At 67.0% G+C, this 19,883-nt stretch carries 17 protein-coding genes; 12 read left to right on the top strand and 5 right to left on the bottom strand.

Annotation, left to right across the window (positions count from 1 at the left end):
- Positions 1-39: 39 nt before the first annotated feature.
- Together ACFXOO_RS07390 and ACFXOO_RS07385 are read left to right on the top strand one after the other, a co-directional pair.
- Positions 40-1,164, top strand: a complete 1,125-nt coding sequence (locus tag ACFXOO_RS07390) for an acyltransferase family protein (RefSeq protein WP_378841444.1) — start codon at positions 40-42, stop codon at positions 1,162-1,164.
- A 116-nt stretch (positions 1,165-1,280) separates the two neighbouring features.
- Positions 1,281-2,669, top strand: a complete 1,389-nt coding sequence (locus tag ACFXOO_RS07385) for a hypothetical protein (RefSeq protein WP_394563247.1) — start codon at positions 1,281-1,283, stop codon at positions 2,667-2,669.
- Between the two features lie 139 nt (positions 2,670-2,808).
- Here ACFXOO_RS07385 and ACFXOO_RS07380 read toward each other — a convergent pair whose 3' ends face one another.
- Positions 2,809-3,852 (bottom strand): polysaccharide pyruvyl transferase family protein, encoded by a 1,044-nt coding sequence (locus tag ACFXOO_RS07380; protein WP_394563246.1) that lies wholly within the window; start codon positions 3,850-3,852, stop codon positions 2,809-2,811.
- 264 nt (positions 3,853-4,116) lie between these two features.
- On the opposite strand from ACFXOO_RS07380, the gene ACFXOO_RS07375 reads away from it, so the two are divergent.
- The 5 genes from ACFXOO_RS07375 (at position 4,117) to ACFXOO_RS07355 (ending at position 9,865) form a co-directional block, all read left to right on the top strand.
- Positions 4,117-5,100 carry a glycosyl transferase gene (locus ACFXOO_RS07375; protein ID WP_394563245.1) on the top strand — a complete coding sequence of 328 codons (984 nt, stop codon included), beginning with the start codon at positions 4,117-4,119 and terminating at the stop codon, positions 5,098-5,100.
- Positions 5,101-5,173: 73 nt separating this feature from the next.
- Entirely contained in the window at positions 5,174-6,706 is a 1,533-nt protein-coding gene (locus ACFXOO_RS07370) for a lipopolysaccharide biosynthesis protein (protein ID WP_378841452.1), read from the top strand.
- A gap of 97 nt (positions 6,707-6,803) precedes the next feature.
- Positions 6,804-7,505: a polysaccharide pyruvyl transferase family protein gene (locus tag ACFXOO_RS07365; RefSeq protein ID WP_394563244.1), complete on the top strand. Its 702-nt coding sequence runs from the start codon at positions 6,804-6,806 to the stop codon at positions 7,503-7,505.
- 112 nt (positions 7,506-7,617) lie between these two features.
- On the top strand, positions 7,618-8,928 hold the full coding sequence (locus ACFXOO_RS07360) for a UDP-glucose dehydrogenase family protein (RefSeq protein ID WP_394563243.1): 1,311 nt from the start codon (positions 7,618-7,620) through the stop codon (positions 8,926-8,928).
- Between the two features lie 4 nt (positions 8,929-8,932).
- Positions 8,933-9,865, top strand: a complete 933-nt coding sequence (locus ACFXOO_RS07355) for a nucleotidyltransferase family protein (RefSeq protein ID WP_394563242.1) — start codon at positions 8,933-8,935, stop codon at positions 9,863-9,865.
- A 15-nt stretch (positions 9,866-9,880) separates the two neighbouring features.
- On the opposite strand, the gene ACFXOO_RS07350 is transcribed toward ACFXOO_RS07355, so the two are convergent.
- The 4 genes from ACFXOO_RS07350 to ACFXOO_RS07335 all read right to left on the bottom strand — a co-directional run bounded on the left by ACFXOO_RS07350 (position 9,881) and on the right by ACFXOO_RS07335 (position 13,185).
- Entirely contained in the window at positions 9,881-10,564 is a 684-nt protein-coding gene (locus ACFXOO_RS07350) for a GTP pyrophosphokinase family protein (RefSeq protein WP_394563241.1), read from the bottom strand.
- 48 nt (positions 10,565-10,612) lie between these two features.
- Positions 10,613-11,104, bottom strand: a complete 492-nt coding sequence (locus ACFXOO_RS07345; protein WP_394563240.1) for a VanZ family protein — start codon at positions 11,102-11,104, stop codon at positions 10,613-10,615.
- Between the two features lie 118 nt (positions 11,105-11,222).
- Positions 11,223-12,668: an ATP-binding protein gene (locus tag ACFXOO_RS07340; protein WP_394563239.1), complete on the bottom strand. Its 1,446-nt coding sequence runs from the start codon at positions 12,666-12,668 to the stop codon at positions 11,223-11,225.
- A 1-nt stretch (position 12,669) separates the two neighbouring features.
- Positions 12,670-13,185: a hypothetical protein gene (locus tag ACFXOO_RS07335; protein WP_394563238.1), complete on the bottom strand. Its 516-nt coding sequence runs from the start codon at positions 13,183-13,185 to the stop codon at positions 12,670-12,672.
- A 251-nt stretch (positions 13,186-13,436) separates the two neighbouring features.
- On the opposite strand from ACFXOO_RS07335, the gene ACFXOO_RS07330 reads away from it, so the two are divergent.
- The 5 genes from ACFXOO_RS07330 to ACFXOO_RS07310 all read left to right on the top strand — a co-directional run bounded on the left by ACFXOO_RS07330 (position 13,437) and on the right by ACFXOO_RS07310 (position 19,763).
- Entirely contained in the window at positions 13,437-14,954 is a 1,518-nt protein-coding gene (locus ACFXOO_RS07330; protein ID WP_378841467.1) for a polysaccharide biosynthesis tyrosine autokinase, read from the top strand.
- Between the two features lie 9 nt (positions 14,955-14,963).
- A complete protein-coding gene (locus ACFXOO_RS07325; RefSeq protein ID WP_378841469.1) occupies positions 14,964-16,760 on the top strand; it encodes a DUF4012 domain-containing protein in 1,797 nt (598 codons plus the stop codon).
- Positions 16,761-16,863: 103 nt separating this feature from the next.
- Entirely contained in the window at positions 16,864-17,415 is a 552-nt protein-coding gene (locus tag ACFXOO_RS07320; RefSeq protein WP_378853398.1) for an LPXTG cell wall anchor domain-containing protein, read from the top strand.
- 189 nt (positions 17,416-17,604) lie between these two features.
- Positions 17,605-18,558, top strand: coding sequence for a glycoside hydrolase family 6 protein (locus ACFXOO_RS07315; protein WP_378853396.1), 954 nt, complete (start codon positions 17,605-17,607; stop codon positions 18,556-18,558).
- Positions 18,559-18,767: 209 nt separating this feature from the next.
- Positions 18,768-19,763, top strand: coding sequence for a response regulator transcription factor (locus tag ACFXOO_RS07310; protein ID WP_378841475.1), 996 nt, complete (start codon positions 18,768-18,770; stop codon positions 19,761-19,763).
- Positions 19,764-19,883: the final 120 nt, after the last annotated feature.

The raw sequence follows: 19,883 nt of genomic DNA, 5'->3' as shown, positions 1-19,883 counted from the left end.
GTCGCCGCGACGACCGCTAACCCACGCAAGGAACATCTCATGCCTTCTGCTGGAGTAGTCACTACGAAGATCGGCCACATCCCATCACTGAATGGTCTCAGAGCAGCAGCGATCGCTGTCGTCGTCTGGACCCATGCAGGGCTGCCCGGCCCCGTTCAGGGCGGAATGGGCGTGGCGCTCTTTTTCTTCCTGAGTGGTTACCTCATTACGACGTTGTTGAGAGCCGAATGGGACCGTTTCGACCGGATATCACTGGGCGGGTTCTACCTCCGCCGCGTCCTTCGAATATTCCCACCGATGTACATCGTGATCGCCCTGGTAGTCGCCCTCACCCTCGTTGGCGTCTTGCCGAACGTGATGAGCGCTGGCGGCACTCTGTCAACGGCACTTTTCTTCACGAACTACTGGATCATCTTCAACGGGCACGAAGGCGTTCCGGCGGGTCTTGGCGTGTTCTGGTCGCTTGCCGTAGAGGAACACTTCTACTTGGTGTTCCCATTGCTGTATATCGCGATGCGGAAATGGCTCCCTAACCGCATGCATCAGGTGGCGCTTCTGGCGGGACTATGCGTGCTCATCCTCGGATGGCGCGTTTTCTTGCACGCCCACGGAGCGAGTGACCTCCGCCTGTACTACGCGACCGACACAAGAGTGGATACCCTCCTTTGGGGCGCCATCCTCGCGATCGGATTCAATCCGATGTACGGCGAGATTCGTCTACCGCGGCCGCCATGGGTCGGACCGGCGATCGTGATTTCCTCAGCACTCGTATTCTGGGCTGCGAGCCGCTTCCCGGGGGCTTTCGTCTATGGGTTCACGGTCCAGGGCATTGCTGCCTTCGGCATCTTCATTCCAGTCATCCTCGCTCCACGTTCGTGGATCGGAAGAATACTCAACTGGAGACCGATCGCTTGGGTTGGGCTCATCTCCTACTCCCTTTACCTCACGCATCGCTGGGCACTTGTCCTCGGGGAAGAGTGGATCGGAGGAGCGCTTGGCGCCGTCGTCGGCATCGCACTCGCAGTGTTGCTCTCGTGGGGCATGAGACATTGGGTCGAAAGACCGTGCGAGCGGTTGAGGAAGAAGTTCAGTCGCGCGGGCGAGAAACCTGAGGAACCTCCCCGCGAACATCGGGCCGATCCCAGAGAGGCGCGTACCCGATGAAAGCGTCAAGGCAACCACCTCACATTTCGACGGGCGAGCCGACAGGTCGCGGACACGCCCTGCATGACGTCGTCGCGGGCGTGCGCCGTGGGGTAGATCGGCGCATTAACCCCTTCGTGCCTCCACTTGCCTGCCTAGCGCTTGCTGGCGTTCTCCTGCTCACTGAGAACATTGCAGACGTATGGGTTCTTGTCGTTGCAGCCGCGGGTGCGCTGCTTGCGCTCATCGGGGCAATACAGTCAGCAAGCCATGGTCTTCGCCCCGTTGCTGCGGCGTTCTACACGTTCTGGTTCGCATGGCTGGGGGTTGGACCGATCGTCCAGATCAGCATCAACAGGGTTGCTTGGGCAGACTCGTCCATTCTCTCGGACTCGGGCCGGGTTTCGTCCGCACTGCTTCTCTCCCTGGTAGCCGTGGCTTCGTTCTGGGTGGGTGACAGGTTTGGGCGCAACCGGGGTATCAGGAACTCCGGCGCTGTAGCGAGCACGCGTGGATGGGTGATCGGGTTGTTGGTAGGGATACTGGCGGTCATTGCTCCGCTGGCGATCCGAGTGACTGGCATCTCGAACTATTTCGTGAGTCGGAGCGAGCGGGCCGGAGTACTAGGTGAAGGTGGGAACACGTACTCAGATCTAGGTGGCCCCCTGTATGCGGTTTACACGATCCTCCCTATGACGATCTCGATCAGCATCTTGCTGCTCGCTCTCCATGCCATCCGCATGAGTTGGCGAGGAATTCGCTTCGTCCGCGGGGGATATGTCTTTGCGTCGATGATTGGATTCGTCGGCATCTGCGTCTTCGCGAATCCGCTGTCCCAGTCCAGATTCATTGCGCTGACCGCGTTCGGATCGGTCCTCCTACTCCTACTTCAGCCCAGGAGTACGCGGGCAGGCTTCAGCTTCGTCGCCATCGCGCTCTTCGCCGGGGTGCTCATCTACCCTCTCGCCAACTCCTTCCGTTACGCAGGAACTGAACTTCGGGACATCACGGCATCAACCTTTGCCTCGGCTGACTTCGACGGCTTCCAGCAGGTTGTGACGACCATGTCCTACGTCGAGGAGCACGGCATCACCTGGGGCATCCAGGGGTTGTCAGCTGCGCTCTTCTTCGTACCGCGTTCGGTGTGGCCCGCGAAGGCGGAGCCGGCCGGAGGAACTATTGCAGAGTTTGCCGGATACTCATTCACCAACCTCTCACTCCCCATTCACGCTGAGATGTACCTGCAGTTCGGCCTCATCGGCGTAGTCGCGGGGATGGCGGCGCTCGGCTACATAAGTTCCCGATTAGACACAGCGTGGCTCCACGCCCCCATGTCGAAGCTCGCGGTCTTCGCGCCCTATATGGCGGTCGTCATGTTCGGTATCCTGCGCGGACCATTGGGCGGGCAGGTACCGGTGTACCTGCCCGTTCTCCTCCTGCTCGCGGCGGGCCTGCGTTCCACAGCAACGAGCTCCCCTCCCACGGAGACCTGGCGACCGGACGCTCTTGTCAAGGCCGCCACCTAGGCGACCCGCGAGGTGGGACGCACTCGACCCGAACCATATTGAGCACAACGTGGCAGATATCAGCCGCTGCCCGTTCCGCCGACGCGGCGACTCGCGGACCCTCCAGTTGCACGGACGCGACGGGTGGCGCTTCCCGTCTCTATCTTGCGAGCAATTGCCGGATCTGCTGCTGCAGCTCGTCGAGTTTTGCACGCGAGGACTGGACGGATGCACGTATCTCGTCTCCGCGCCGACTCGCTTCGAGTATTGCGTCGGAGTGAGTCGTCGCGGCAGAGGTGTCGAAGGTGTGCCCGGTGATACCACCGCCAGACAATGTTCGCGTGAGCTTCTCGGGGTTCCGAGTGAGTCCGATCGGCACAGCCCCCTCGGTCGCCCCGATGATCAGAGCGTGCACGCGATCCGACACGACTGTCAGCGACCGCGCGAATAGGCTCCTGACCCAGATTTCCCGGTCGTGATGATTCACCTCGTCTGGCCAAATCTCGACAGTGGCTCTCGGAACCCTAGCCGCAATCCAGGAGGCCAATTCGTTGTCGCGTCTCACCTGCGCAAATATCACCGGAGTAAGTTGGGTCGACTCAGCGAGGTCGTTTACCAGCTCTACCCACCGCTCATTGGGAACAGAGCGGTCCCCTCGCATCGACACGGCAATGCAGGATCGATCGCCGAACCGCGGAGATGACGGGCCCGTCGCGAACGCCCAATCGGGAGCGACGTAACCGTGAACACCGCGAGCACGGGACGGTTCATCGCGCCATGTCGTCACTGACGAAAGCCGGGCGAGCACTCGCGTGCCCCTATCTCGGGGATGGCTAGCCGCTCGCAGACCGATACCCGAGTGGATGACCGCTCCCCCGCGCAACCGAACGGCCGCAGCGGCGGCGATTACCCGAGGGCCGGCAAAGTTCATCTCGGCGTCCGACCTGATCTCGCCCGGATCAATTGCAAGACTCGTCTTTTCGCGACCAACGCTCTGCAGGAGTGCGTTCCGCCAGGCACGTCGACTGCTGTACTGGACGTCCTCGTCTGGCAACTCCAGGCCACTCACGTAGCTCTCCGAGTTGTCTCCACTGTGGACGTGCAGCGTCGTCCCTGAAGCTCGAAGTGCGTCGAGTAGGCCCCTCCGGAGCACTGAGTCGCCCAGATTGTCATCCTGACCCGCTACGTCCACAAAAACCTGCACAACTAGATTGTATGAGCACCACCAGGCTGTTCTTGCGACCCCCATGGGCGAGAGAGAAGCCTCATAACTCGAGCGGAGTTCGCTGCCTTCACGAGCTGCTTGACCGTCCTCCTCCTAGCTGGGCGCACGGATAGATTGCGCGCGGAGCTCGTGAATGCTCCACGCTAAGGTAGACAACGACACCTGCCAGCGTTGCCGGAGGTCACCATTGCCCGCTCGGGCATCAGGCCAGGTGACGACGACCGCGGGGGTCAAATGCGGACTGTGCGGGTACTAGAGGCGGTTGAGGCGCCGGGAGACACGCTGAAGTTCATCAACCAGATCGTGGACTTCGCGCCCGAAAGTGTGAGCTTCTCCTTCTTCTCCTGGAGACGCGTGCTGCTCAGCTCCTACGACGTGATTCATTTCCACTGGCCGGAGCACCTCATCCGTGATGTGCGGCCGATACGCCGGTTCGTCAAGCGCTCGCTGTTTCGGATACTTCTCGCACGTTTGCGCCTTCAACGACTGCCGGTGGTTCGGACGGTCCACAACGTGTCCCCGCACACGCCCGGCGACCAAGAAGAGGAACGACTCCTCGCGGCGCTGGACCGACAGGTGACGGAGCACGTCGTGTTGAACGAGTGCACTCCTCGCGGGAGCGATCAGCGAGCGACACTCATCAGACACGCGCACTACCGAGACCGGTTCGAAGCAGAACCCCGTGAGGAGAGCATCCCCGGCCGGCTGCTGTTCCTCGGCCGCATCGAGCCCTATAAAGGACTTCTCGAGCTCATCGACACCGTGACATATAGACCAGCAGGTGTGAACGAACTTCGGATCGTCGGCAAGCCGGTGCCTGATCTGGTTGCATCCCTGTCGGAAGCGATCGATCGCGGAGCGGAAGCGTTCCCCATATCCGCGAGACTGACGTACGTCACAGACACCGACATGGTCAAGGAGGTCACCGCGGCTGAGGCGCTCGTCCTCCCTTACCGCGAGATGCACAACTCGGGTGTCATGCTGGTGGCGCTCTCGCTCGCCCGCCCGGTCATCGTCCCACGCAGCTGCACAACGACGATGCTTGCCGAAGAAGTCGGCGCGGGTTGGGTCATCGAGTACGACGGCCCCCTGACCGATCAGGTTCTCGCGGATGCCATGGATGACCTTCGATCGCACGACAGAGCGATCGACCCTGTTCTCGACACCCGCGACTGGCTTCACGTCGCGAATGCCTACGCCGCGGTGTTCACCTCTGCGTTGCGATGAACACCGCGGAGCATGAGGTGGCGGTGAGGCATTCGTCCAGCGCGCATGACGTCGCCTCCCTGTCGCCGATGGAATGGGGACGCACGAGTCAGCGCAGACATGTCGAGGTCCGGCGCTGTCGGCTCGCCCGATACGATCGAGCCATGGTCGATGGGAGCGGGTTCTGAGTCTCGCCAACGCCGCCGCCCGAGGGGGAGCCGCCACACTGGCCGGTCAGCTCGCGCGCTTCCTCATCCAGCTGCTGTCCGTCGTCATCCTGACGAGACTGATCGCTCCTAGTGACTTCGGCGTCTACGCGATGGTGATCGCGATCATCGGTGTCGCATCAGTGCTGGGCGATTTCGGCCTGTCAATGGCAGCGATCCAATCGCAGACGATCACCCAACAGCAACGATCGAACCTGTTCTGGACGAATACGGGCGTCGGGCTCGTCCTCTTCCTCAGTTCGTTCTTCGCGGCTCCGCTCATCGCGGCGTTCTACGACAGGCCGGAACTCACAGACATCGCTCGTTGGCTCGCGCTCACCTTCCTTCTGAACTCTCTCATGGCGCAGTTCCGCGCCGAGGTGTCCACGAAGCTCAAGTTCACGTGGCTGGCAGCCGCAGACGTCGCGGCGTCAGCAGTGGCACTGATCGCCGCCGTCTCGGTCGCCGCCGGCGGGCTGGGCTATTGGGCACTTGTCGTGCAGCAGATCGTGATCGCTGCCGTCACGCTGATCATCTTGGTGATCGCTGCGCGGTGGCTGCCGAGCATGCCGCGCCGAGGCGCGGATATGCGAGCGCTGTACACCTACGGCATCAACACCCTGGGCGTGCAGCTGCTGACCTACGTGACATCGAACATCGACAGCATCCTGATCGGTCGGGTGTGGGGAGCCTCGTCACTGGGACTTTACGACCGCGCCTACCAGCTCTTCCGGCTTCCCCTTCTGCAGATCGCAGCGCCGATGACGAAGGTCGCGATGCCGATCCTCTCGAAGCTTCAGGCAGATGCCCGGTACGAAAGCTACGTGCAGCGAGCACAACTCGTGTTGAGCTATTGCTTCGGAGGAACGTTCCTGCTGCTTGCCGCGGTGTCGGTTCCAGCGATCGACATCATGCTCGGACCGGGATGGGATCCTGCGAAACCGATCTTTGCAATACTCGCGATCGGCGGCGTGTTCCAGGGCATCGGCTTCGTCTACTACTGGGTGTTCCTCTCCCGCGCGCTCACAGGTCTGCAACTCCGATGGACCGTGATCGCACGCTCGTTGATGATCGCAGGCGTGTGCGTGGGCGTCGTCTGGGGGCCCATCGGAGTCGCCATCGCGTTGACCGCCGGACAGGCGGTGAGCTGGTTGTTGATGACCGTCTTCCCGATGGCGAAGACGGGACTACAACGCCGTCCCCTCCTGGCGATCGCTGTTCGTCCCATCGTGGTCTTCATGCCTATGACGGTGCTCTCCCTCCTGCTGTCCTACACGCTGATCGCATCGTGGAACGAGTGGCTGCAACTCGCAGTTCTTCTCGTCGCAATTGGGGGCTATCTCGGCCTCTCGTTACTCGTCCCCGCCATCCGACGCGACTACCTCGAGCTCTGGGACGTCGCTCGGAGAATCCGGCGCTGAACGCCTGAGGAGGCCTGCCATTCCCGTTGACATCGTTCATTTCAACCCGACGCGCCGACGCCCCGGACCAGCCGGTCGAATACTCCCGAGGGTTCCGTTGAACAACTTCGGCGACCTCATCGGACCGCTCCTGGTCGCGCGGATCGTCTCGGAACTCGGGCTTACCGAACCCGCTGACGACCGACGTCTTGTCGCCGTGGGTTCGATCATGAAGCTGACGCGGCCTGGCGACACGGTGTGGGGCGCAGGCGTGAATGGGAAGTCGAAAGACACGGGGGGTGCGCCGCACCTGGACGTCCGTTCTGTGCGTGGGCCCTTCACGCGCGACCTGCTGGTCGGGGCCGGCACCGCGGTACCGGAAATCTACGGAGACCCTGCTCTCCTCTGGTCTCGCTTCTGGCCGCGCGAGCATTACACCGGAAGCGCGGGCGGTGCACCCCAGCGTGAGGTGGCCGTGGTGCCCAATTTCCACGATCGCCGAAGAGCCCGCGGGCCCCTGGTCGTCGACCCGCTCCGGCTCCCTCACGCCGTGATCAGCGACATCGCGAGCAGCGCATTCGTCTGCGGATCGTCCTTGCACGGCATCGTCATCGCTGAGTCGTTCGGGATCCCCGCCCGCCTCATCCGCTCGCACGCCGAACCGGCGTTCAAATACGACGACTACTACAGCGGGACGGGGCGCACGTCTTACACCACCGCCGAAACGGTCGAGGAGGCGATCTCCATGGGTGGGGAGAGCCCGCCGGACTTCGATGGCGATTCGCTGCTCGCCTCATTCCCTCGTGACCTGTGGCCCTGACAGTCCTGTAACGCGGGCCGTCGGCAACCCTGCGTCAGATGACCCTCCCGTCTTACGACAGAATGAGAGTGCCCGCGCGGCTCGTCATCCCGCGCCGACCCCGAGGAGCTTCATGCGTCTTTCTGTCATCGGCTGCGGATACCTCGGAGCGGTCCATGCCGCGGCGATGGCGTCCATCGGGCACGAGGTCGTCGGGATCGATGTCGACGAACGGAAGATCGCGTCATTGTCGCGCGGCGAGGCGCCGTTCTTCGAGCCCGGGCTGACCGAGATCCTCACCGAAGGCATCGCATCGGGACGGCTGTCGTTCACGACCGATATGGCGGCAGCGGCCGGCGCAAAAGTGCATTTCGTCGGAGTGGGCACCCCGCAGCAGAAGGACGGCTACGCGGCCGACCTGACGTACGTGAATGCGGCCATCGATGGCTTACTCCCCCACCTGAGTCCTGGCGATATCGTCGCGGGCAAATCGACGGTGCCGGTCGGAACTGCGGCCGGACTCGCGCCGCGCGTCCACGCCACCGGCGCGACGCTCGTCTGGAACCCGGAGTTCCTCCGCGAGGGCTGGGCTGTGCAGGACACGATCGACCCCGACCGTCTCGTGGCCGGCGTCCCCGACGCCGATTCCGACGGCGAGGCCGCGAACATCCTGCGCGAGGTCTACCATCCGGCTGTCGCGAAGGGCACGCCCTTCATCGTCACGGACTATGCCACGGCCGAACTGGTGAAGGTCGCAGCAAATGCCTTCCTCGCGACCAAGATCTCGTTCATCAACGCGATGGCCGAGATCGCGGAAGTGTCGGGCGCAGACGTGACCCAGCTGGCCGACGCCATCGGGCATGACGCCCGCATCGGCCGACGATTCCTCGGTGCGGGAATCGGCTTCGGCGGGGGCTGCCTCCCGAAGGACATCCGGGCCTTCTCAGCACGCGCCGAGGAGCTCGGGCGTGGAGAGTCTGTCGGCTTCCTCCGCGAAGTGGACGCGATCAACCTGCGACGCCGCGAGCGCGCGGTCGAGATCACCGTCAGCGCACTCGGCGGAGCGGTCTTCGAGAAGAAGATCACGGTCCTGGGTGCAGCCTTCAAGCCCCACAGCGACGACATCCGGGACTCGCCCGCGCTCGATGTGGCCGTCCGGCTGCACGGGCTCGGGGCATCCGTCACCGTCACCGACCCCGCGGCCATCGAGAATGCGCGTCGCGCGCACCCCCAGCTCACCTACGTCGAAGACCGCGACGAGGCGCTCCGCGACGCGGACGCCGTGATCGTGGTCACGGAGTGGGACGAGTGGCGCCGCGACCTGTCGCCCGAGCACGCGTCGACGCTCACCGCCGGGCGGATCCTCGTCGACGGACGCAACTGCATGGATGCCGCCGCCTGGCGCGCCGCCGGGTGGACGTACGTCGGCATGGGTCGCCCCTGACACCATGACCGTGCCCACCGTCGACCTGCGCCTCGCGGAGGCGATCGAGTTGGGCTGCGCCCTGGTGCAGGAGCTGGCCGATGTACGAGGCATCCGGGTTCTCTTCATCAAGGGACCCACGCTGCACCTGCAGGGCCTGCGCGCGGAGCGACCCTCGGCCGACGTGGATGTGCTGGTCGATCCGGCCGGCGTCGACGAGCTCGTCGCGGCACTGACCGACAGGGGTTGGCACCGTCGCCCCTCGACGTTCCTCGATGCGCGCCGCCCCACGCATTCGATCACCCTGGTCCATGATGCGTGGCCGTGCGATCTCGACGTGCACACGCACTACCCGGGCTTCCTCGCAGACCCGAGCGCGGTGTTCGACACCCTCTGGCAGCGACGGGCGCCGGTCGCGTTCGCCCACCGAGCGTGCGCCGTGCCCGATCGGGTCGGCAACGCGCTCATCCTCGGCCTGCATTCCCTGCGCGGCAATCCCAGCCACGCGCGCCCCGCGGACGAGCTCGATCAGCTGGCGGCTGCGTCGTTCACCGACGACGAACGCCTCGAGGCCGCGGCGCTTGCCCGCGCGACTGGCAGCGTGGTGACACTCGCGCCGGTGCTGACGAGGATGGGCGTCACGGCGGTTCCATCGCCGAGCGAAGCGGTCGCGCCCGGAGTGACCGAATGGCGTGGGCGTCTGGAAGCTGGATCGCAGCCCGCCTACTTCTGGTTGCTCGTCCTTCGCCGGTCGGGACGCAGAGAACGCGCTGTCATCATCGGGCGCGCCATCTGGCCCACGCGCAGCGACCTGCTGCTCGCGCACCCGGAAGGTCGCGACACCGTCGTCGGTCGAACGCGCCTCAGAGCGGCACGCTGGGGCCGAGGGCTGCGAGCACTCCCGTCGTTCGTCGGCGCGGCTGTGCGCAGCCGCAGGTCGCCTCGGACCGACCCCTGACCGTCGCGAGTCGGCTCAGATGTGGTGCGAACGTGGCTCCGCCTGGGGAGCGTGCACTTCTTTGTGCAGACGCTCCATGCGGGCATCCAGCTCGGCGGCGGTCTCTGCTGCGTCCTTGAGGCTGTCCAGGAGCGCGTTCGGAACCTGACGGTCGAACTTGTAGTAGATCTTGTGCTCGAGGCTCGCCCAGAAGTCCATCGCGATCGTGCGGAACTGCACCTCCACCGGCACCTCCACCCGGCCCGTCGAGAGGAACACGGGAACCTCCACGATCGCGTGCAGGCTCTTGTAGCCGTTGGATTTCGGTTCTGCGATGTAGTCCTTCACCACGCGCACGGTGAGGTCGTCCTGCTGCGTGAGCAGATCGAACAGCCGATACGCATCGGCCACGAAGCTCACCGTCACACGGATGCCCGCGACGTCGGTGATGTTCTCCCTGATGGACGGGAAGTCCGCATCGATCCCCTTGCGCGCCACCTTCTCGGCGATGCTGTCCGGGGACTTCACCCGGCTGGACACGTGCTCGATCGGGTTGTAATCGTGCATGTGCAGGAACTCGTCCCGGAGGATGTCGATCTTCGTCTCGACTTCACGCAACCCGAACTGGTACTCCAGCAGGAACCGCTGGAACTCGTCTCGCATCGCCCGCATCTGCGCGACGGTGGCGGAGAAGGTCGTATCGCCCAGCGGAATGGTCATGGCGCCAGGCTAGGCGGCGGGCTTCGGAGCCCGCTGTGAGAGTTCGCCTCAGGCGCGGCGTCGACGGAGGGCGACGACGATGGCGGCGAGGATGAGACCGATGCACGCCCCGGTGGTGTTGGCCGCGACGTCGAGCAGACTCGGCGTACGACGGTCCAGCAGCAGCGCCTGCGTGCACTCGATCGCCACCGTGACGACGATCGCGATCGGCAGCACGAGATACCTCGACTGCGCGAGCAGGACGGCCAGCAGCCAGCCGAGCGGGACGAAGAGCAGGATGTTCGCACCGAACTCGATCCGCGGATACGTCACCCACGGGAGGCGCCGGGTGATCGCCCGGAGGAGGTCGTCAGACCCGCTGTCGATCGGCACCGGCCACAGCGCGATCAGCGTGAGCGCAACGAGATAGAGGGTGAGCAGGGTGCCGGCGATGACCTTGCCGCGGAGGTCTCGGCCTTCCGTCGACGGAGGCGCCCAGAGAACAGGTCTCCCCGCCTCCACCCTCTCTGATCCCTCGGCCGTCTCTGATCGCTCGGTCACGCTGCCTCCGCTCGCAGCGCTGCGACGGTGCCGCGCATGTTCCTGTGTCGGGTCGGAGCGAGAACCCGCTCGGCCCGACGTCTGCGTCGACCTTATCGCCAGCGCCGTCGCGACCGGTTCACCCGACCCTCTCGGACGAGGCCAGCCCCGCCTCCGCGAGCGCCCCCAGGAATACCCGCACATCGGCGTCGACGTCGATCGATTCCAACGACGCCATTGTCGCCACACGGCGGACGACCTCCGCCGCGTATCGCGCCTCTCCGACCTCGAGACATCGCCACACGACCCCGGCAGGGCCTTCCATCGCAACCGGGGCGGCCGCGGCATCGGTCAGCGACAGCGCCACGACGCGATCGCCGTCATCCGTCCACGCGACACGCTCCCTGCGACGCCACCGGGCATCCTCGAAGATGCCGGCTTCGATCAGCTGCAACACGGATGCCTCGACAAGGCGCACTGCCGACTCCTGGTGATCGGGCGCGCCGTAGGCCGCCTCGGCCGCGGAGAGGAAACGCGCCATCGACGCACCATCGGCCGCTGCCGCCCAGAGGGCGCGCGCGATCCCGGCGAGGACGGTCAGTTTCCCGGTGCCGTCCGGGCGAGGTTGCAGGACCGCCACGCTGCCCGTGTCTTCGAGGGTGATGGTGTCGATGTAGGGCGCTCGAGCGATCGTCGCTCGGCCCGCGGCCGGCGTCGCGGCGACCTCGTCGCGGTGTGCCTCACCCGGTTCGGCGCCACAGCGGGGGCTGTCACCATTCGCGGCGGCCGAGAAGATCGTCGCCATCGCCCGCGGAAGCGACGATGCCTCTTTATAGTGCGCGCGGTGGACAGCTCCCACTTCGACCACGTGTCGTGCGATCGTCTTCAGCGGCGCGGGAAGTGCGGTGAGGTGACTGGACTGCTCGACCAGGTCGGCGAGCGCGGCATCCAGCGGCAGAGCGTCCAGGAACGCGGCATCCGGCGCATCGATCCCTCGGTCGAGCAGGACGATTCCCGCCAATCGAAGAGGACCCGCCGGCAGGGGCCGCAGCCCACGCTCCGAGGGAGCGCGCTGCGCCTTCGGGGCGTCCGGGCGCTCGATGATCGAGAGCGGTTTGCGGTAGGGCCACACCGTGCCGTCACGGTCGATCGCCACGGTCTCGTCGGAGAGATAGGCGTACGCCCGCCCGAGGGCGAGCGCCGCCGTCGTCTTCCCCCGCCCCGAGGGGCCGACGAGCACGATGACATTCCCCCGATCGTCGGCGATCCCCGCAGCGTGCAGCATCCACGACCTGCCTCGGCGCGCCGCGATCGCCGCCAGCGTCACGCGCTGCGAGAGGTCTGCGAGCATCGACGGCAGGTCGTCGGATGCCTCGACCACGACCGTCGCGGCCGGTGCGGTCTCTCCCCCGGGCGAGACCGCATCGGCCCACGCGGCCACGATGGCGGCGCGCTGAGCGGGCGAGACCCTCGCGACGTCGATCCGGATGACCTCGCCGATCGCGAGAACGAACAGGCTCGATTCGACGGACGCCTCCGACGCCACGTCGGTCGCGATCAGAGCCGTGTGATGCTCCCCGACCACATCACGACGCGCTGCAGAGGACGAGCGTGGAGTTGACGGTGCCGGCCGACTTCGCTCCTGTCGCGACGTAACCTTCCGGCAGGGTGGCCACGGCACTCAGGGTGAACGCCACAGAGATGCTGAGAGTCGTGCGGAAGGCGATCGTGGCCCCCGCAGGCAACGCGGACGTCAGGGTGATCTGACGGCTGCGGTTGGTGAGCACGACGACGCTCGCCGTCCCGCCGCTGACCGAGAAGACGCCGATGTTGGCGACGCCCGTACCGGTGACGGTGACGACGGTGCCCACGGGGAGCGGCGCGGTCGGACCGGCCTGGAGCAGGAATCCGGGACCGATGAGGCCCAGCGTCCCGCACGTGCCGGTGAGCGTGAACGCCCCGACATCGACGTTGCTGGCCGCATGCGCGGGCACCGCCGCGGTCGCCAGGATGATCGGCACGGACCAGGCCGCGCCCTTCAGGATCGTGCGTCGTTCGATGAGGGAGCGCGGCTCTTCGCGCTCCAGGATGTTGTCGGACATGTTCCCCCACGCCGTAGTTTTCCGATGATCGTCGCGAGGCACGTCTGCGGACCCCACGGCCAGGCTGACACAGCGAAAAAGACGATCACAACCGCACGGCCACCCGATTGCGCGCGTCGACTACTGGGGTTCGAGGCGCACTACGCAGATGCGGTCATCAGTACTACTGAGGTTCGCGGCCGGCTACCGAGATCAGCCCCGAGCGGCCGCCTCCGCGCGGATAGAGTCGCCTCGAACTCAGAGGGGGCCCGATGGAACTGCGCGACTATCTGCGCATACTGCGAGCGCACTGGATGGGCATCGTCGTGTTCACGATCCTCGGGGTGGCCGTCGCCTTCGGGTGGACCGCGCTGCAGCCGAGGGTCTACTCGGCTTCGGCCAGCGGTTATGTCGTCGCGACCGGAACCGGCACCGAGACCGACTCCGGTGCTTCGCTGGTGGGTGACCAGCTCGCCCGCAACAAGGTCACCTCCTACCTCGACATCGGCACGTGGCGCGAAGTCGCCGAGTACGCCATCGCCGACCTCGGACTCGACGTCAGCCCCGAACAGCTGGTCGGTCAGGTCGACGTCACGAATCCCAACGACACGGTCGTGATCCACGTCGCGGCCGACGCCGCCTCCCCCGAGGCTGCGCGGGATCTCGCCGAGGCATGGATCGACGGCATGGTGACGGCGATCGACGACATCGAGGGGGACGGCACCGCCGGATCGGCCGCCGTCACCCTGATCCCCGGCGATTCCGCCCGACTCCCCACCGCTCCGTCCTCTCCCAATGTGCGCCTGTCATTGGCGCTGGGCGCCCTCGTCGGCCTGGCCATGGGCATGGGGTACGCGGTTGTCCGCAACGTGCTCGACCGCCGTATCCGCAACGCGCGCGACATCGAGCGTGAGACGGGCGTCTCGGTGGTCGGGACACTCCCCCTCGACAAGGAGTTCACGACGGGCCGGAAGGTGCTCAGCTTCTCGGAGGCCGACGTCAGCTCGCTGGCCGTCGCCGAAGCGATGCGCGAACTGCGCACGAACCTGCAGTTCATGGACGTCGACAACCCGCCGCGTGCGATCGTGGTGACCAGTCCCCTTCCCGGCGACGGTAAATCGACCGTCGCCGCGAACCTCGCGCGCAGCCTCGCCGCCGCCGGTCAGCAGGTCGTGCTGATCGACGCCGACCTTCGGCGACCCATGGTCTCGAAGATCTTCGACTTGCCCGATGGCGCCGGCCTGACGGACGTGCTCGCGGCCCGCGCGGAGATCTCCGATGTGGTGCACACTGCCGATTCGGCGCGCAATCTCGTCGTGCTTCCCGCCGGTCGCATCCCCCCGAACCCCAGCGAGCTGCTCGGCTCGCAGCGCATGCGGGAACTGGTGCACACGCTGTCGGCCGAAGCGCTCGTCATCATCGACTCCCCGCCTCTGCTGCCGGTCACCGATGCCGCCGTCCTGGCCACCGGCGCAGACGGCGCGCTGGTCGTGACCTCCGCAGGTCGCACGACGTTCGACATGCTCAACCACGCGCTCCTGAACCTCGAGAAGGCCCACGCGCGCCCGCTCGGCGTCGTCCTCAACAAGGTCACGCGGCGCGGTGGCGACGCGGGCTACTACGGCTACCAGTACCAGGGATACGCGTCGGCGACACCGGCCGAACCGGCGCCCGCGACCGTCCCCGTCGAGCTCGCCGGCATCCCGGGCGCGGCGCGTCCGGCGGTCGAACAGAACCTGCGCAGGTCGCGCTCAGCGCCCGCCCGGGGAAGGCGGGGAAACACCCCATAGGGTGGTCGAGTGTCCGAACCCGTCCTGCCTCGCCCGGCGCGCACCGCCGGCGTCGTCTTCGCGTGGGTGCTCGCCGCGTTGGTGCTGCTGTCGATCTTCGTGGTCGCGTGGGTGGGCATCCGCGGCTTCCTCGCCTACGGCCACCTCACCGACGCGCAGTCCCGCGCCGCCTCCGTGCGGGCCGACCTCACCGATCCGACCACGGTCGCAACGGCCCTGGCGGATCTCTCCGCCGACACGCAGCAGGCGCATGCGCTCACGAGCGACCCGATCTGGCGCGCCGCCGAGGGGCTGCCCTGGGTCGGACCCCAGCTCGCCGCCGTCTCGACCGTCGCGGGGGCCCTCGACGAGGTCGCGAGCACCGCCCTCGCTCCGCTCGCGCAGGTGGCTTCGACCTTCTCGGTCGACGCGCTCCGGCCGCAGAACGGCCGCATCGATCTCACGTCGTTCCAATCCGTGCAGGATGCCGCGACCACCGGCACCCGCAGTCTGGGTCAGGCCGCAGCATCCATCGACGCCATCGATCGTGCACCACTCGTCTCCCCTTTGCGCGATGCGGTGAATCAGGTGGACGACCTGCTGGCTCAGACGGAGAGCGCCACCGGTGCCCTCGCGCGTGCGACCGCGCTTCTTCCGGCCATGCTCGGAGCCGACGGTCCGCGCGACTACCTCGTGCTGTTCCAGAACAACGCCGAACTGCGCTCGCTGGGCGGCAACCCCGGCGCGATGGCGCTGATCCACACCGACGGCGGCACCATGACCCTGACGGCGCAGGACTCCACCTCGGGCTTCCCGAAATATCCCGAGTCGGTCATCCCGCTCTCGGAGGAGGTGCGCGCGCTGTACGGCGACCGTCCCGGCGAATGGATGCAGAACACCACCCTGGTGCCCGACTTCACCGTGGCGGCTGAGGCCGCACGCGCCATGTGGGCCCGCGAGCACGACGGCCTCGAGGTCGACGGCGTGCTCTCGATTGACCCCGTCGCCCTGTCCTACCTGCTTGCTGCCACCGGACCCGTCACTCTTCCGACGGGTGACGTGCTCACGCCTGACAACGCGGTGCAGCTTCTGCTCAACGAGGTGTACCTGCGCTACGAGCGTCCCGCCGATCAGGACGCGTTCTTCGCGGCGGCCGCCAGCGGCATCTTCACGGCCCTCTCGAGCGGAAACGTCGACCCCGTCACCCTGCTCACCGCCCTTGCCCGCGCCGGCGACGAGGACCGCCTGCTCATCTGGAGCGCCCGCGACGACGACCAGGCACTCCTTGCCGATACGACCCTCGCCGGCGGACTTCCCGTCACCGACCGCGACGCCTCGACCTTCGGGGTCTATCTCAACGACGGCACAGGCTCGAAGATGGACTACTACCTCGGCGTGGACACGCAGGTGCAGTGGACGACCTGCGTCCCCGCATCGGACCGCACCGCCACCGGGCAGGCGCAGCTCGCGCTGACACTCACCAACAACGCCCCGGCCGATAGCGCGAGCCTGCCGGATTACATCACCGGAGGGGGCACGTTCGGGGTCCCCCCGGGAACGATCCGCACGGTCGGATACATCTATCTGCCAGAGGGCTTCGATCTGGTGGACGCCGACGTGACCGGCACTCCCGGCTTCGGCGGAGGCTTCCACGACGGTCGCCAGGTCCTGAGCTTCTCGGTCGACCTCGTCCCCGGCGCATCCGCGACCGCCACCGCGACGGTGCAGACCACGGCGCCGAGCTCGACCACGATGATCGCGCGGACCACGCCGACTGTTAACACAACCGACACGCAGTCGCTTGTCGCCGTCTGCGAGACCCCGTAGAATCAGGCCACGGGCATCGCCGCTCAGTGCAGCGTCCCGCGCGTGCTCTGAGCCTTGATCGCATGACCGTTCCATCACGTCATCGCGCCGGGGGGCCCTCCACATGAACCGCACCATTCGCAACATCACGATGGGTGCCGCAATCGGCATGGCCGCCCTGAGCGCCCCCGTGGCCGCACAGGCGGACTCGATCTACCCGCCGTCGGGGTCCTGCACCGTCAGCCCCGCCTCCGCCGCGCCGGGCGGCACGCTCTCGCTCTCCTGCCGGGCCGCCACGTTCTCGAGCAACGAGAGCGTCACCATCACGGTCACCGGCGAGAACGGTGCGGGCGCGTCCGTCGGATTCGTCAAGTTCGCCGTCACCACGGCGAGCGGCGTGGTCGAGTCGGCGACCGACGGCTCACTGCCGGCCACGGCGATCACACTGCCGAAGGACGCCTCCGGCACCTACAACATCGCCGCCATCTCCGCCACGTCCGCCGGCGGCACCGCGACCGCTTCGGTCGCGTCGACGGACGGCAGCGGCCTGCCGGCGACCGGCCTCGACAGCAACTCCCTGCTCGGCCTCTGGGCCGGCGGCGGCGCGCTCGTGCTCGCCGGTATCGCGCTCGCGGTGGGCGCGGTCGTGCGGCGCCACCGTCTCACCCAGGACTGATCCCGCTGTGAGGACGTGCACGACGCCCCGCGTCGGCGCGCATCCGGCCGGAGCGCCCTCGACATGACGTCGCCCACGCCGCCGCCGCGGCCCGGGGCGAGGGCGCCCCGCCGACCGACAGGCCGGCCGGCATCGCGCCGACCTTCTCCGCGCCGCCCGTCATCGCGACGCTGGCTGTGGATCACGCTGGTGGCCGTCGTGATCGTTGCGGTGATCGTGACGCTCGCACTGGTCGGAGGTCTGGTCATGAACGCATTCCAGAGCCTGGGCACGCGTCCACCCGCCCCCGGCACGACGATCGTCGCGCCGAGCGACTCCAAAGCCACGCAGGCGGCAGCGGATGCAACGGGCGGCTCCGATGCCCAGGCCGCCGCCGAGTACCTCGCCTCGCAACCCACCGCCTACTGGCTCACCCCCGAAGCGGATCCCGTCGACGAAGTCTGGAACCGCATCGCCGCGCTCGCCGCCGACGCACGGGAACAGGATGCTGCGCTGGCGGTCGTCGTCTACGGGCTGCCTGAACGCGACTGCGGCAACCTGTCGGCCGGTGGACTCGACGACGCGTCCTACGTGACGTGGACGCAGCAGATCGGTGACGCACTGCGCAATGCGTCCGACCTGCAGCGCATCGTGATCCTCGAGCCCGACAGCCTCGCCCTCGCGCCAGAATGCGGCAACGTCGATGCCCGCACCACTCAGTTGCGTGGTGCCGCAGACCGCCTCGCGGGCCCCGGTATCTGGACCTACCTCGACGGAGGCCACTCCGACTGGCTCAGCGCCGGCGAGATGGCCGGACTCATCCGCGGCGTCGGCCTGCAGAACATCCGCGGCTTCGCCACCAACGTGTCGAACTACAACGCGACCGACGACGAGGTGGCATACGCGCACGAACTGGCCGGCCTGCTCGACGGCGCCCACGCCGTGATCGACACATCGCGCAACGGCCGGGGCTCCAACGGCGAGTGGTGCAATCCGCGTGGACGCGAGGTCGGCGAGCCGGGCGGGTCGATCGGAGACGACGTCGTCGACACCAACCTGTGGATCAAGCCCCCGGGCGAAAGCGACGGCACCTGCAACGGCGGACCTGTGGCCGGCACCTGGTGGCCCGACGCCGCCATCGAGCTCACGCGCGCGGCCCGCTGACCAGGGCAACGGGCGGCGGGCAGCCCGAGAAGACACTCGCGGATGCCTCGTCCCGCGTCACACGCTCGCAATCCGTGCACCTGTAGCATGAGCCTCACACCATGGTCCCCAGCCGTGGTCGGCTGACAGTGTCGTGCCTCGGTCCCCAGCCGCAGCATCCGATCCTGCCCCACCGATACTCGGGGACCCGAAATGCCGGGGGGCCGCAGATGAACACGGACGAGAACGCGCTCAAGACCGCCGTGATCGTCGAGGACGATCCCGACATCAGGCACCTGCTCGCCGAGGTGCTCGAGAGCGCGGGCTTCTCGACGGTGAGCGTCGGCAACGGCATTGACGGCGTGCGCGCCGTCCTCACATACAAGCCGCTCATCACGACGCTCGACGTCAACATGCCGGGCATCGACGGCTTCGAAGCGGCCCGCCGCATCCGCGCCGAGAGCGACACGTACATCATCATGCTCACCGGGTCCGAATCCGAGGCCGACGTCGTCCTGGCTCTCGGCAATGGGGCCGACGAGTACCTCACGAAGCCGTTCCGGCCGCGCGAGCTCCGCGCGCGCATCGATGCGGCCCTTCGACGTCAACGCCGAAGCAACACCCCGCCGCCGCCCGCTCAGGAGCGGGTGGGACCGTCGTTCCCCTCGCCGCGCCCGGTCACAACGCAGATGCCCACCATGGCGCCGCGGTACGAAGAGGAGCCGGCACTCGCCGAGCCTCCGATCGAATACATCGCGCAGACCGTCCCGGCGCCGGCCGCCTCGCGACCGGCGGCGACGCCGTACATCGTGCACCCGGCGCCGAACGAGGACGCGGGAAGCGCCGTGGAGCAGGTCACCCACGCCGCGCCGCCGGTGCGTCAGGAGCACTGGCTCGGCCACCGCGATCTGCTGCTCGACCCCGACGCCCGTATCGTCACGATCGGCGCGTCCGAAGTCGATCTCACCCGCACCGAGTTCGATCTGCTCGCCACCCTGCTGGAGTCCAAGCGTCGGGTGCGCAGCAAGGCGGACCTCACGCTCGTGCTGCGCGGCGAATCGTACGTCACGAGCTACTTCGTGGGCGACGCCGACAAGCGCGCCATCGAGGCGCACATGACGAACCTCCGACGCAAGCTCGGCGACAACCCGAACAATCCGCGCTTCATCGAGACGGTGCGCGGGGTCGGCTACCGACTCACGTCCGACCTGATCGCGGCACCATAGGACGCCGATCCACGAACGACGGCGGGGGGGGGGGGGGGGGGGGGGGGGGGGGGGGGGGGGGGGGGGGGGGGGGGGGGGGGGGGGGGGGGGGGGGGGGGGGGGGGGGGGGGGGGGGGGGGG

This window comes from Microbacterium sp. P03, assembly GCF_043556235.1.
Classification (GTDB): Bacteria; Actinomycetota; Actinomycetes; order Actinomycetales; family Microbacteriaceae; genus Microbacterium.
The sequence above is the reverse complement of the archived record's forward strand: the minus strand, read 5'-3'. Positions and strand labels throughout refer to the sequence as shown.